This window comes from Bradyrhizobium sp. 134, assembly GCF_023074155.1.
Taxonomy (GTDB): Bacteria; Pseudomonadota; Alphaproteobacteria; order Rhizobiales; family Xanthobacteraceae; genus Bradyrhizobium.
This window is the reverse complement of record NZ_JADPKX010000073.1, coordinates 401,788-416,589: the sequence shown is the minus strand read 5'-3', so window position 1 is coordinate 416,589 and position 14,802 is coordinate 401,788. Positions and strand designations below refer to the sequence as shown.

8 protein-coding genes are annotated in these 14,802 nt (G+C 64.5%); 3 read left to right on the top strand and 5 right to left on the bottom strand.

The features are described from left to right. Positions 1 to 136: 136 nt before the first annotated feature. Complete coding sequence (gltB, locus tag IVA75_RS29925; RefSeq protein WP_247284712.1) at positions 137 to 4,870, bottom strand: glutamate synthase large subunit; 4,734 nt, start codon at positions 4,868 to 4,870, stop codon at positions 137 to 139. A gap of 492 nt (positions 4,871 to 5,362) precedes the next feature. Between gltB and IVA75_RS29920 the strand changes: the two genes are divergently transcribed. Next, complete coding sequence (locus IVA75_RS29920; protein WP_247284711.1) at positions 5,363 to 6,112, top strand: hypothetical protein; 750 nt, start codon at positions 5,363 to 5,365, stop codon at positions 6,110 to 6,112. 222 nt (positions 6,113 to 6,334) lie between these two features. Here IVA75_RS29920 and IVA75_RS29915 read toward each other — a convergent pair whose 3' ends face one another. Together IVA75_RS29915 and IVA75_RS29910 are read right to left on the bottom strand one after the other, a co-directional pair. Continuing rightward, positions 6,335 to 7,105, bottom strand: a complete 771-nt coding sequence (locus IVA75_RS29915; RefSeq protein WP_247284710.1) for an alpha/beta hydrolase — start codon at positions 7,103 to 7,105, stop codon at positions 6,335 to 6,337. 309 nt (positions 7,106 to 7,414) lie between these two features. After that, positions 7,415 to 7,876: an Hsp20 family protein gene (locus tag IVA75_RS29910; protein WP_007597127.1), complete on the bottom strand. Its 462-nt coding sequence runs from the start codon at positions 7,874 to 7,876 to the stop codon at positions 7,415 to 7,417. 220 nt (positions 7,877 to 8,096) lie between these two features. Here IVA75_RS29910 and IVA75_RS29905 point away from each other — a divergent pair, with 220 nt between their 5' ends. Next, positions 8,097 to 9,044, top strand: a complete 948-nt coding sequence (locus IVA75_RS29905) for an alpha/beta hydrolase (protein ID WP_247284709.1) — start codon at positions 8,097 to 8,099, stop codon at positions 9,042 to 9,044. A 135-nt stretch (positions 9,045 to 9,179) separates the two neighbouring features. Here IVA75_RS29905 and IVA75_RS29900 read toward each other — a convergent pair whose 3' ends face one another. Together IVA75_RS29900 and IVA75_RS29895 are read right to left on the bottom strand one after the other, a co-directional pair. Further along, the gene (locus IVA75_RS29900; RefSeq protein WP_247284708.1) at positions 9,180 to 11,945 is read right to left on the bottom strand and encodes a di-heme-cytochrome C peroxidase; all 2,766 of its coding nucleotides are present in this window, start codon (positions 11,943 to 11,945) and stop codon (positions 9,180 to 9,182) included. 175 nt (positions 11,946 to 12,120) lie between these two features. Continuing rightward, positions 12,121 to 13,917 carry a tetratricopeptide repeat protein gene (locus tag IVA75_RS29895; RefSeq protein WP_247284707.1) on the bottom strand — a complete coding sequence of 599 codons (1,797 nt, stop codon included), beginning with the start codon at positions 13,915 to 13,917 and terminating at the stop codon, positions 12,121 to 12,123. A 246-nt stretch (positions 13,918 to 14,163) separates the two neighbouring features. Here IVA75_RS29895 and IVA75_RS29890 point away from each other — a divergent pair, with 246 nt between their 5' ends. After that, positions 14,164 to 14,796, top strand: coding sequence for a LysE family translocator (locus IVA75_RS29890; RefSeq protein ID WP_247284706.1), 633 nt, complete (start codon positions 14,164 to 14,166; stop codon positions 14,794 to 14,796). The last annotated feature ends 6 nt before the right edge of the window (positions 14,797 to 14,802 follow it).

Below are 14,802 nucleotides of genomic sequence, written 5' to 3'. Positions count from 1 at the left end.
AGTCCCTGCCGCTTAAATTCGTTGTGTTTCTCTCTCGTCGTCATTGCGAGGAGCGTGAGCTTCGAAGCAATCCATTCCGCATCAGAGGAGAAAGTCTGGATTGCTTCGCTACGCTCGCAATGACGGGGTGTGATGCTCACGCCCCGATCGCGATTTTCGGCTCGGCGTCCGCGTTGGCGGCCATCTCGCGCAGCGCGCGCCGGTATTCGACCGGCATCACCTTGCGGAATTTGGGCAGCCAGTCCTTCCAATTGGCCAGGATGTCGGCGGCACGCCTGGAGCCGGTTGCCTTGGCATGGCGCGTGATCAGGACGTGGAGCCGCTCGACGTCGGAGGCGAGCAGGTCCTTGAACACGTCCACCCGGCCGTGCGCCTCGAGGTCACCGGAGTGATGATAGGTGCCGGCGTTGATCAGCTCTTCCGACAGCACCGGCTCGAGCTCGACCATCGCCATGTTGCACAGCCTGTCGAAGTCGCCGGTCTCGTCCAGCACATAGGCGATGCCGCCGGACATGCCGGCCGCGAAGTTGCGCCCGGTCTTGCCGAGCACGACCACGATGCCGCCCGTCATGTATTCGCAGCAATGGTCGCCGGCGCCCTCGACCACCGCCACGGCGCCGGAATTGCGCACGGCAAAGCGCTCGCCGGCGATGCCGCGGAAGTAGCACTCGCCTTGAATGGCGCCGTACATCACGGTGTTGCCGACGATGATGCTCTCTTCCGGCACGATGCCGCTGTTGGCCGGCGGCTTGACGATGATCTTGCCGCCCGAGAGGCCCTTGCCGACATAGTCGTTGGCTTCGCCCTCGAGCTCGAAGGTGACGCCCTGCGCCAGCCACGCGCCGAAGGCCTGGCCCGCGGTGCCCTTGAGGCTGACATGGATGGTCTCATGCGGCAGACCCGCATGGCCGTAGATCTTGGCGACCGCACCCGACAGCATCGCGCCCGCGGAGCGGTTGGTGCTGTTGATCTTGGCCTCGATCTTCACCGGCGCACCGCGGTCGAGCGCAGGCGTCGCCTGCTCGATCAGCGTGCGATCGAGCACCGCTTCCAGATGATGGTTCTGGCGTTCGGAGTGATAGATCTTCTGGCCCTTCTCTTCCTTCTGCTTGACGAAGAGCTTGGAGAAGTCGAGCCCCTTGGCCTTCCAGTGCGCGACCAGCTTGGTCTGGTCGAGCAGCTGCACCTGGCCGATCATCTCGTTGAAGCTGCGGAAGCCGAGCGAGGCCATGATCTCGCGGACCTCTTCGGCGACGAAGAAGAAGTAGTTGATCACATGCTCGGGCTGGCCGGTGAAGCGCTTGCGCAGGACGGGGTCCTGGGTCGCGACGCCGACCGGGCAGGTGTTGAGATGGCACTTGCGCATCATGATGCAGCCGGCCGCGATCAAGGGCGCGGTGGCGAAGCCGAACTCGTCGGCGCCCAGCAGCGCGCCGATCACGACGTCACGCCCGGTGCGGAAGCCGCCGTCGACCTGCACCACGATGCGGCTGCGCAGCCGCTCGCGCACCAGCGTCTGGTGGGTTTCGGCGAGACCGATCTCCCACGGCGAGCCGGCGTGCTTGATCGAGGTCAGCGGCGAAGCGCCGGTGCCGCCCTCGAAGCCCGCGATGGTGACATGGTCGGCGCGCGCTTTGGCGACGCCCGCGGCCACGGTGCCGACGCCGATCTCGGAGACGAGCTTGACCGAGACTGCGCCATCCGGGTTGACGTTCTTGAGGTCGTAGATGAGCTGCGCCAGATCCTCGATCGAGTAGATATCGTGGTGCGGCGGCGGCGAGATCAGGCCGACGCCCGGCGTCGAATGCCGGACCTTGGCGATGGTCGCGTCGACCTTGTGGCCGGGCAATTGGCCGCCTTCGCCGGGCTTTGCGCCCTGCGCCATCTTGATCTGCATCATGTCGGAGTTGACGAGATACTCCGTGGTGACGCCGAAGCGGCCCGAGGCGACCTGCTTGATCGCCGAGCGCATGCTGTCGCCGTTCGGCAGCGGCTTGAAACGGTCCGCTTCCTCGCCGCCTTCGCCGGTGTTCGACTTGCCGCCGATCCGGTTCATGGCAATCGCGAGCGTGGTGTGCGCCTCGCGCGAGATCGAGCCGAAGCTCATCGCGCCAGTGGCGAAACGCTTGACGATGTCCTTGGCCGGCTCGACCTGGTCGAGCGGTATCGGCTTGCGCTTCTCTTCGTCCGCGTTCTTGATCCGGAACAGGCCGCGCAGCGTCAGGAGACGCTCCGACTGCTCGTTGAGGATCTTCGCGAAAGCGCGGTAGCGTTCCAGCGAATTGCCGCGCGCGGCGTGCTGCAGCAGCCCCACCGACTCGGCGGTCCATGCATGGTCCTCGCCGCGGCTGCGATAGGCGTATTCGCCGCCGACATCGAGCGAAGTCTTGTAAACGAGGGCATCGCCGAACGCGTCGGCATGACGGCGCACCGCCTCTTCGGCAATCTCGCCAAGACCGACGCCCTCGACGCGGGTGTGGGTGCCGGCGAAGAATTTGCCGACGAATTCCGCCTTCAGGCCGATGGCGTCAAAGATCTGCGCGCCGCAATAGGACTGGTAGGTCGAGATGCCCATCTTGGACATCACCTTGAGCAGGCCCTTGCCGATCGACTTGATGTAGCGCTTGACGATCTCGTAGTCGTCGAGCGAGCCGGGCAGGCGGTCCTTCATCGCGATGATGGTCTCGAACGCCAGATACGGATTGATCGCTTCCGCGCCGTAGCCGGCGAGACAGGCGAAATGATGCACCTCGCGCGGCTCGCCGGATTCGACGACGAGGCCGACCGAGGTGCGCAATCCGGTGCGGATCAGATGATGATGCACGGCGGCGCAGGCCAGCAGCGACGGGATCGGAACCCGGTCGGTGCCGACCATGCGGTCGGACAGGATGATGATGTTGACGCCCTCGCGCACCGCGCTCTCCGCGCGTGCGCAGAGCTCATCCAGCACCTGGTCCATGCCTGCCGCGCCGAGGCCGGCGTGGAAGGTGGTGTCCAGCGTGCGCGACTTGAAGTGCGACTCGGCGACCTCGGAGATCGAGCGGATCTTTTCGAGGTCCGCGTCGGTCAGGATCGGCTGGCGCGCTTCGAGGCGCTTGGTCGTGGCTAGGCCTTGCAGGTCGAACAGGTTCGGCCGCGGTCCGATGATGGAGACGAGGCTCATCACCAGCTCCTCTCGGATCGGGTCGATCGGCGGATTGGTGACCTGTGCAAAGTTCTGCTTGAAGTAGGTGAACAGCGGCTTGGCCTTGGCCGACAGCGCCGAGATCGGCGTGTCGTTGCCCATCGAACCTGCGGCTTCCTCGCCGGTGGAGGCCATCGGCGTCATCAGGATGGTGATGTCTTCCTGGCTGTAGCCGAACGCCTGCTGGCGATCGAGCAGCGACAGGTTGGAGCGCACGCCGGTGGTCGGCACCTTCGGCAGATCTTCCAGCACGATCTGGGTCCGCTCCAGCCACTCCGTGTAGGGATGGCTTCTGGCGAGCTCGGCCTTGATCTCGTCGTCGGGGATCAGGCGGCCCTGCTCGAGATCGACCAGCAGCATCTTGCCGGGCTGCAAGCGCCACTTGGTGATGATCTGGTCCTCGGGAATCGTCAGCACGCCCATCTCGGACGCCATCACGATGCGGTCGTCCTTGGTGACGAGATAGCGCGCCGGCCGAAGGCCGTTGCGGTCGAGCGTGGCACCGATCTGGCGGCCGTCGGTGAAGGCGATCGCGGCGGGGCCGTCCCACGGCTCCATCAGGGCTGCGTGATATTCGTAGAAGGCGCGGCGCTTCTCATCCATCAAGGGATTGCCGGCCCACGCCTCCGGAATCATCATCATGACGGCGTGCGGCAGCGAGTAGCCGCCCTGCACCAGGAATTCGAGCGCGTTGTCGAAGCAGGCGGTGTCCGACTGGCCTTCGTAGGAGATCGGCCAGAGCCGGTTGATGTCCTTGCCGTACAGCTCCGAGCTCACTGAGGCCTGGCGCGCCGCCATCCAGTTGACGTTGCCGCGCAGCGTGTTGATCTCGCCGTTATGCGCGATCATGCGGTAGGGATGCGCCAGCGACCACGCCGGGAAGGTGTTGGTCGAGAAACGCTGGTGCACGAGCGCCAGCGCGCTCTCGAAATCCTTCTCATGCAAATCGGGATAGTACTTGCCGAGCTGGTCGGCGAGGAACATGCCCTTGTAGATCACGGTGCGGCAGGACATCGAGCAGGGATAATAGCCGGCGAGGCCGCGGTCGCGGCGCTGATAGATGGCCTGCGAGATCGACTTGCGCAGGATGTAGAGCCGGCGCTCGAAATCGTCCTCGGTCTTGGCGGTCCCGTTGCGGCCGATGAACACCTGCATGCAGGCGGGCTCGGTCGGCTTCACGGTGACGCCGAGCGAGGAATTGTCGGTCGGCACGTCGCGCCAGCCGAGCAGCGTCAGGCCCTCTTCCTTGATCTGGTCGGCGATGATGCTCTTGATGACGTTGCGCCACGCGGTGTCGCGCGGCATGAAAAGCGCGCCGATGGCGTATTCGCCCGGATTGGGCAGCGCGAAGCCGAGCTCCTTCGCCTTGCGGCTGAAGAACGCATGCGGGATCTGCACCAGAATGCCGGCGCCGTCACCGGCGCGCGGGTCGGCGCCGACGGCGCCGCGGTGCTCGAGGTTGCAGAGGATGCTGAGCGCGTCCGCAACGATCTCGTGCGACTTCTGGCCCTTGATGTTGGCGATGAAGCCGACGCCGCAGGAATCTTTCTCCAGGCTCGGATCGTAGAGGCCTACGGCCGGCGGCCGTGAATTGTGTTCCTGAATCGGATCGGTCGTTTTCGAGGCGACCGTCGCCGACAGTTGTTCTGCCACGATGTTTCCGCGCTCGACTTGCGACCCGTTCATGTTCTCGTCCTCTCCATGCGGCAAGCTGCCTCACCGCCATCTTCGGCGCACCTTGGGCGTCCCGCGGCACCCGCTTCTGGGTCACCGCTCGTCCGCTCGCGAGCCGCATTTTCTTAAATTCAGGCCAAGGCGTTCTTCGTCCCCGAGAACGGCTTTGCCTGTTGCCTTCTTGGCGCTCGAAAGCACCGACTTTCGTTGCAATCCCTATGCCGGAACCGCAAGCAAAATTGAGACAGTCTTCCTGTCCTAACCGTCACCTTGCCAAATTTTTGTCTATCACACAAGCGCGCGCAAGTCCCGATTCCCCATAGATCAATCGATCGCTTTCCAGAAGTTGCGCGGCCCCGGTTTAGAAGCAAACACGCCCTGATCCGGCCCCGCCGACGCCGGAATCCCCAATGAAGCTTCGGATCAACCCTCTGGAAGACGCGCCACGCCGCAAGAAGCGAAAGAGCGCGATCCATCCGGGGGCCTGACAGGAGCGTCTCGACCATGAAGTTTTTCACAGGATGTGTGGCCGCCGCCACGCTGGCGCTGGCCGCGACCGCGGCTCAAGCGCAGGTTCCAGCGCGAGGGGCGATGATCGCGGTCTCGGATTTCGACGCCCCCTATGCGCCGCCGGAGGCCGCGCCGCCTCCGCCGCGCTACGGCTATGGCTACGAAGAACGCAGGCCGGCCCCGGTGCTGCTGCCATCGACCGAGGTCTACGCGGTGCTGCGCGAGAACGGCTTCTCTCCACTGGGCATCCCGCGCCTGCGCGGCAGCGTCTACACGATCGCGGTGATTGACCGCCGCGGGGAGGACGGCCGGCTCGTGATCGATGCCCGCGACGGAAGGATTTTGCGCTTCATGCCGGCTGCCGACGCCTACGGCATGGCGCCCGGCTACGAGCAGCCTGCGGTTGCGCCTTACCGCCCGCAAAGCGCGCTGCCGCCGCCGACCATGGTCCGCAGTGGTCCGCCCCGCCCACCGGCTCCGATTCCGCATGTCGCCAGCCGCTCCGTGCCGCTGCCCAAGGCGGCTCCGCCGCGCGGCGAGACGCCGGTCACAGCGGCGAAGCCGGCCGAGCCGGCGACGCAGCCGGCAGCGCAGGCTCAACCTGCCACGCAGACCGTGGCGGCCGTGCCGGCAAAGCCCGCCGAGGCCGCGCCGCAGGTCATTGCTCCAACCGTCGGTCTGGCCAAACCTGCTCCAACCATCCTGCCGACACAGGACATGCCGGCAGCGCAGGGGCTGGATTAGGACGCTACGCATCACACCAACGGTGTCGTCCTGGCGAAGCCAGGACCCATACCGCGAGGTCTGTCGATTGTTCGTGGTGTGAGTACCGGACGACGAGTCTTCGCCAAACATCCCATTGGGGTAATGGGTCCTGGCTTTCGCCAGGACGACGTTGGGGAGAGAGCGGAGCAAAACAAAAGGCGCCTGAGCACTCAGGCGCCTTTGCACCATGACAAGCGCCGCTCAGCTCCGCCCATACCCCGCCGCTTCCAGGATCAAATTCGCCACCTCCTTCGGATGAGACACCAGCGAGAGGTGGCCTGCGTCGAGCTCGATCGTGGTGGCGTTCATGCGCTTGGCGAGGAAGCGTTCGAAATCGGGATTGATGGTGTAGTCGCTCTTCGACACCGCGTACCAGCTCGGCTTGGAATGCCATGCCGCCTCTGTGGTGCGACCGGCGAAGATCGAGGCGGCCGTCGGCCATTGCACCGCGTAGAGCGCCTTCGCCTGCTCCGGCTTCACGCCATTGGCGAAATACTTCAGGAAGGCGTCTTCCGAGAGCCTGGTGTAACCGTCGCGCTCGACGACGCCGGTGCGCACCGGTCCCGCGGGGAATTGCTTGGACAGGGCGACGAAATCCTCGTTGGCATCGGGTGCGCGGGCGGCGACATAGACGAGGCCAGTGACCTTCGGGTCGTTGCCGACCTGGCTGATGACGGTGCCGCCCCAGGAATGCGCGACCAGCACGGTTGGACCATCCTGCTCGGCCAGCGCGCGCTTGGTCGCCTCGACGGAGTCCGACAGCGACGACAGTGGATTCTGCACGGCAGTTACGTTGAAGCCTGCGGCCTGGAGGATCGGGATCACCTCCGACCAGCTCGAGCCGTCGGCCCAGGCGCCGTGCACCAGCACGATGTTCTTGGCCTTCACCGTTTGCGGGGTCTGTGCGTGAGCAAGGCTGATGGGGGCCGCCAGCAGGCTCGCGGCGACGAAAAGGCTGCGCCAAAGTGTCATGATCGTTCTCCGTCTCATTTTGTGTTCGATATTCAAAGGACGGTGTGCGGAGCGGCGGCGTTACGCTTGGTCACTCACCTGTGACAACCGCCTTGGTCGGGCGCGTACGAGACACGCAGGCGAGCTCATGCGGTGTGTGGGTAACGTAGAACAACAGACCCAAACCTGTATTTCGATTTCAACCGAAAACCAGCTGCCGGCCGCAGGATTTGCGGCTACTTGCAGCTTTCGCGAGCCAACGACTGAACACGCAAAAAAACGCCCCGGGGCACCGGGGCGTTTTCGCAACCTGGAAGTGGCGTCCGTGATTTACGCGGCTACCGAGTTCTCGATCACCTGTGCGCCCTGCGCACCGGTGTTGATCGCGATCTGGCGCGGCTTTTTCGCCTCGGGAATCTCGCGGACGAGGTCGACGTGAAGCAGCCCGTTCTCGAGCGAGGCGTTCTTCACCTGCACGAAATCGGCAAGCTGGAATGCGCGCTCGAAAGCACGCGCGGCGATGCCGCGGTACAGCACTTCGGCCTTCGAGTTCTCGTTGGCGACTTTTTCGCCCTTGATCGTCAGCGTGTTTTCCTTCGCGACGATGGAGAGCTCATCCTTGGCAAAGCCCGAGACCGCAACGGTGATGCGGTAGTCGTTCTCGCCGGTGCGCTCGATATTGTAGGGGGGATAACCGGGGCTGCCGTCCGAACCGGCCTGGTCGAGCAGGTTGAAGAGGCGGTCGAAGCCGACGGTGGAACGGTAGAAGGGGGTCAGGTCGTACGTACGCATGGTCAAGTCCTCCATTGAGCGACTGTTGAGTAACCCGCCCGCCAATCGGGCCGGGCTTTCGTCTGTGTGCAGCCTGATGTTCCGGTTCCGAAACACTGGTAGCGGCCTGCACCAAGGTGATATGGGTTGACGAGAACGGCGTTCAAGAGGGCGGATACTTAGCCTTTTCGGCGCTCCCGCCCCCTGATTTGCAGCACTTCGTGCCCAAGCCCTCCCCATCATGACGCTGGTCTCGATACCATCCAATCCCGTTCCCGAAGACGTCGTCAGCGGCACCATCAAAACCCCTGATGGCGTCGAGCTGCGCTTTGCGCGCTGGGCGCCGCCGGCGAACCGCAAGGGCACCGTCTGCGTCTTCACCGGACGCAGCGAGCAGATCGAGAAATATTTTGAGACCGTGCGCGACCTGCGCGACCGCGGTTTTGCGGTGGCGATGATCGACTGGCGCGGGCAGGGCCACTCCTCGCGCCGCCTGCGCGATCCGCGCAAGGGCTATGTTCGCGACTTCGCCGATTTCGAGATCGACGTCGAGACCTTCGTGCAGCAGGTGGTGCTGCCGGATTGCCCGCCGCCCTTCTTCGCGCTCGCCCACTCCATGGGCGGCACGGTGATGCTGCGGGTGGCGCATGCGGGCAAGCGCTGGTTCGACCGCATGGTGCTGTCGGCGCCGATGATCGACCTGCCCGGCCGCGCCACCTCGTTTCCGGCGCGGGCGCTGCTGAAGACGATGCGCGTGTTGGGGATGGGCGGCCGTTATGTCCCCGGCGGCACCGACCAGATCACCGGGCTCAATCCCTTCATCAACAATCCGCTGACCAGCGATCCCGTGCGCTATGCGCGCAATGCCGCGATCCTGGAGGAGGATCCGACCCTCGGGCTCGCGTCACCGACGGTCGCCTGGGCCGATACCGCCTTCCGCGCGATGAACACCTTCAAGGGCAAAAACTACCCGTCCGATATCCGTCAACCGATCCTGATGCTGGCGGCCTCCAGCGACACCGTGGTCTCGATCGCGGCGATCGAGGAGTTCGCCTATCATTTGCGCGCCGGCTCCCATCTCGTGATCGCCGGTGCCAAGCACGAGATACTCCAGGAGCAGGACCGCTACCGTTCCCAATTCTGGGCGGCCTTCGACGCCTTCGTGCCGGGCACGCCGCTGTTCAAGTGAGGGGGAGCGATGCTTCCCTGCGACCACACGACGTCATGCCCGGGCTTGTCCCGGGCATCCACGTTCTTAGCGCCGTGAGGCAGATCATGGATGGCCGGGACAAGCCCGGCCATGACGAGGAAGTAGAATCACTCGCTACAGCGTCTTCAGATACTCGATCAGATCGTAGCGCTCGTTGTCGTCCTTGAACACGCGGCCGATCACGCCGGGACGTTTTTGCTCGCCCGGCTTGCGCTCGAATGAATGGCCGAGCACGCTGTTCCCCTGGATCGGATCCTTGTCCGACCCGGCCGAGAACTCGGTTTCACCCGTCTTGCACTTCTCGTCGGCGGTGACCGCAAAGCCGACGGTCACCGGATCATAGTCGCGGCGGCCCATGCAGAATTTTTGCGGGCGCTCGCTTGCAGGCTTCAGCAACCAATAGAGAGACGGCACCGAGCCGTTGTGCAGATAGGGCGCCGTGGCCCAGATGCCGTTCAGCGGCCGTGCCCGATAGCGTGCTCCCCCCACCGGATTGAGGCAGTTCTTGCGCGCGAGATTCCACAATTTCGCCCGCTCGGCGTCCGGAGTCTTCTCGTCGTCCATCCATTTGCGGGCGACGAGATCCACCACCGTCATCAGCCCGAGCGCATACACCATCTCGGTCGGCGAGCTTGCGGTCGAGACGTCGCATTGCCACCATTTCTGGAGGTCGGCCGTATTCACCTTCAGGAAGCCGGGCAGATCGACGATCCTGTTGCTGAGCACGAGCGACTGTTCGGGATCCGTCTTGATCTCGTCGAGGGGGATCGTCACCGCGTTCAGCACCTTGCTGTCGCCGCTGGGCTCCCAATGTCCCGAAGACCAGAAAGCCGGGGTGTCGATCACCGGCAGATGGCAGCCGGAACACATCTCGGCGTAGATATTGCGGCCGTTGTCGACCTTCTTCTGATCGAGCCTCCAATTGTCGCCGAGTATCTGCGAGGGCCATTTCGGCGCCAGCAGGCCGCCGAACTTCGGACCGGTGGAGGGATCGGCCGTCTTGAACGGATCGGGCCCCCTGAGCATGTCCTCGATCCAGCCGAGCGTGTTGATATGAACGGAGGACCGCCACAGCCTGTCCTCAGGGTAGGCGTCGGACAGATTGAGCAGCGCCGTCACGCCGAGGGCTTCGCCGGCGTTGCGGATCAGCGGCTGCTCGATCGAGGCGTCGTACTGGGCGAACTTGAACCAGGGCACGGTCCAGATCGGGGGATAGCTGACCGGGGCGTCCTGGGCGTGCAGGTTCTTCTCGAATCCCTTGATCCCGCTCAGCGCGAGATCCTGCGAAAAAACCTGATTGCCGATGCGATTGAGAGCGTCGAGGCGACCGAACCCTTCCTCGGTGTCCTGCTGCTGCCTGCCGTTCCAGGTCTTCTTGCCTTCAATCGTCTTTTGCTGGGTTTGCGCCCAGTCGATCAGGAAGTTGCCGATCGCGCTGAGCTTCTGCTTGAGCGCGGCGCGGTCAGCCTTGCTGGCATCGGGGCCGAGCACGCGATCGGCGAAGCGCTGGAAGCGGAACGGCACGTAAAGCGTGTAGGCGATCGACAGGCCGGTGGAGAGCTCGAGCTTCTTCAGATCGGTCATGGCCGGGCCGCCGTCGAAACGCACGTCCACGCCCTGGTAGTGGATCTGGCCGGTATGGCAGCCCGCGCAGGTCAGTCCGATCTTGTCCTCTTCGCGACGGCCCGTCGCGGGATCGATGACACCGGTCATCCGTGCGAAGCCGACCGGCAGGCCGTCGACGTTCTCCGCCGGCGTCCACCTGGTCGACCAGTCCGGCGCCTGCGTCGTCTCGTAGACATTGGCGTAGCCGAAGTGGCGTAGTGACGTCGCATCGGTCTGGATCGACTGCGGGCTCGGGATGAACCCGAAGCGCTCGAGATAGGCGCTGTCCGTCATCATGCCCGGCTGCGAGAACAAATGCAGGCGCGGCTGCTCCAGCGCCATGAACCATTCGTAAGGCACCGGGAAGGTCGCGGTGCCCTGACTGGCATGGTGAAACCAGTGCCTGTCCTTCAGCGACCAGTTCTGTTCGAGCCAAAAGGCCGCCTTCGTCTCGGGGACCGTGGGCAAGGGCGGCGGCAGGAGATTCACGAGAATTCCCTTTTGGGGCAGCATGGCGCGCACCTGGTCGGGGAATTCGGCGACCGCAACGAGCAAGGCGAGACCGATGGCGACGAGCAGGGCCGCAACCTTGAGGGCGCCCCGCACCACGCGCTGGCATGTCGACAGCACCGGCTGCGCTACTAGCCGCTGGTTGATGCGAGCAGGGAATTGCCGCTCGTTGAACAGAGTGCGCACGTCGGCCACGCTGAGATAGCGGTCCTCACCCGCGCCCTTGCCCACGATCTTCAGGAGGATCGGCCATTCGAACTTCATCAGCAGGGGATAGTACCAGCGCGCAGCGCTGCCGGCACGCTTGAGGTTGTCGCGCATGAAGACGCCGATTTCCGAGGCGTTGAGACCCGGCTCGGAGCCGCCGCCGTTCGGATCCTGGTAGGTCCGGCCGAAGCTCGCAAACCGCGCAAGCTCGTCCTCATCGACCTTGCCGTCGACGCCGAGGACGCGCGAGCCGGAACCGCGCTTGTCGAGGGGACCGCCACGCAACGCGTCGAGCTGCGCGCCCGAAAATATGCTCTTCAGGATGTGACCCAGACCGTTGGCGATAAGCGCGACGCCGCGGACCTGGATGCGGGCCGAGACCTTCTTCAGCCCGGTCTCGCCGCTCGCATTCGCGATCGTTTGCGACAGCGTGCCGAGCGGGACGGCTCCGCCGTCAACAAACCCCTCGCCGACGAGGCCGCGGAGAAATGGACAGGGATTGTTCGGCGAGACCTGGATCGAGGGGTCGAAGGGGGGCTTCGGAGCGGAGTCATGCATGGCCCAAAATCCTGGAAACGGCGAATCGTGAAATACAGACGCGGCGATAGAGCGCGGAAAGTCCTGACAAACCGACAACACGTTATACTACTTCAGCGTGTGGCGGAGTGTGGCTGAATTCACTGTCGTGTCAATAAAGGCGGAGGGGACATTGCCGCGTGGCCGCGGCTGGCCCTCAGGATTCGGCGACGCGTTTGACGTCGCTCGAAACCAGGGTCAGTTTGCCGAGCGGTACCCCCGCATTCAAGAGTCCGGCGCGGTAATGGGCGAGGTCCTCGGGCCGCTTCCAGTGGAAATTGCGCAAATGGCGGTCGACATTGAGAGTCGGGTAGTTAGCCATGAGCACGCGGGTCGCCTCGACCGCCTCGTCGCCACGCCCCAATTGCGCCAGCGCCGCGGCGCGGATTGCCAGCGCCTGCAAATGGTTCGGGTTGATGTAGAGCTGTTCTCGAGCCCATGACAGGGTCGCGTCATATTGGCCCAGCAGATAATGGCTGAAGGCGTTCAGCGCGGCCCATTGGTAGCGCGGATCGCTGTTGTCGCGCTGTGCGGCCAGCGAGAACAGCTCGATCGCCTCGCGGTGCTCGCCGATGGCGAAATGGCAGATGCCGAGCACGCCGCGCGCGCCGTTGTCGTAGGGGTTGAGCGCGACGGCGCGCTTGGCGGCGTCCATCGCGGCCTCGTAATGGCCCTCCAGCGCGTGGGTCCAGGACAGGATCGAGAACGCAAATGACGAGCGCGGATCGAGCCGGACGCTGGTTTCGGCAAGCTTCATCGCCTCGGCCCACATCTCGCGCGTGCCCTTGACCCAGCCGAACTGGATGCTCTGGATCTGGATCGTGGCGAGATAGGCGTGCGCAATCGACAGCTTGGGCTCGAGCCTGATGGCCTCCCGGAACAGGTCGACGGCGATGGCCAGGTCTTCCTTGGTTTGCCGATAATAGTGCGACAGCCCTTTGAGGAAGCGGTCCCAGGCGGTGACGTCGGTCGAGAGCCGCGCCGGCGCCGAGGCCTCGGCCCGGACGATCTCGGTGGCGATGGCGGCGGACAGGTTGGTGGTGATCTCGTCCTGCATCGCGAAGAGATCGCCGATGTCGCGGTCGTAGCGGCCAGTCCAGAGCTGCTCGCCGGTCTCCGGCGCGATCAGCTCGGCGGTGACGCGGATCTTGGCTCCGGCACGCCGCACCGAACCCTGGATCAGATAGCTAGCGTCGATCTCCCGCGCGATCAGGCGGGTGCTGACGTTGTTGCCCTTGAACACGAAGGTCGAGTTGCGGCTCAGCACGCGGTAGAAGGATTGCAGCGACAGCGCGTGGATCAGATCCTCGGTCAGGCCGTCGGAGAAATACTCGTCCTGTGCGTCGCTGAGATTGGCAAAGGGCAGCACGCCGACGATCGCCGTGCGGTACTGCTGCGAGAGGGCGGATGCCTCCCTCAGCGCGGGCGCAAGCGCCGGTGCACCCTCAGGTGTCCAAGTCCAGACCCCGATCGGATCCTTGATGTTCTTGAAGCGGTGGTTGCCGGCATCGACCAGCGGCACGGTGAGATGCTTGCTGGCCTCCTTGTAGGCCTTGGCCGAGATCGCGAAGCCGCCGGGGCTCGCCACGGCTTCGAGGCGGACGGCAATGTTGACATCGTCACCGAAGACCTCGTCCTCGTCGGCGATGACGTCACCCATATGGATCCCGAGGCGGAATTGCATGGCGCGATCGGCGGGCAGATGGTGATTGCGCTCCGCCATCAGCGTCTGCATCGCGATCGCGGCCTCGGTGGCGCCGACGATCGAGGGGAATTCCAGCAGGAAGCCGTCGCCGGTGTTTTTGACGACGCGGCCGCCGTGATTGAGGATGATGGGGTGGATCGCGCTGCGATGGGCCTTGAAGGCGGCATGGGTGCCGGCCTCATCGGTGCCCATCATGCGCGAATAGCCGGCGACATCGGCGCAGACAATGGCAGCCAGACGTCTTTCCATATTCCGGAGCTCCAAGAGACTTGCAAGAGACTTGGAAGAAATCGAGGACCGGCCACGGCGTGGCAGTCGCCTCGAATCCCGCGTTCAAAGAACCCGTTCCTTATAGAGCAGATGAGGCCGAGCGAAAGTACGAACCGCATTGCAAATTCGAGGTAAATCCTCGGCAATCCCGGCAGTGGACGGGGCCGAGCGAACCCACTAAGCGGGCCTCTTGGGCCATGGTTGGGCGACGGAGGCACGTCACACATGCTGGGCATTCACGAAATCTGGCTCTTCGTCCTGTCAGGCGTGCTGCTCAACATCACGCCAGGGCCTGATACGGTCTATGTGATCGGCCGCAGCATGCAGCTGGGCTGGCGAGGTGGTGCCGCGGCCGCGCTAGGCATCAGTTGCGGCTGCTTTTTCCATGTCGCGGGCGCCGCGATCGGCCTTTCGGCCCTGCTGATGGCCTCGTCGACCGCGTTCTCGATCCTGAAGCTGGTCGGAGCGGCCTATCTCGTCGTGACCGGGCTTCAGATGCTGTGGTCGCGCCCGGTGCCGACCTCGGCCATCGACGAGCCGGTGCAGAGCTCGCTGCGGCGGGTTTTCCTCCAGGGCGTCTTCACCAACGCGCTCAATCCCAAGGTCGCGCTGTTCTTCCTGGCCTTCCTGCCGCAATTCGTCGCAGCCGACTCGGCGCACAAGCCGCTCGCCTTCCTGACGCTCGGCCTGATCTTCATCTGCACGGGAACGCTGTGGTGCCTGGTGCTGGCGGCGTTCGCGGCAAAGGCCGCCCACCGCTTGCGGAGCTCCGAAGGCGCGGTCGCCTGGGTCAACCGTGCCCTCGGCGGCCTCTTCATCTATCTCGGCATTCGCGTCGCCATGCTGGAGACGCGGTAACGTCCT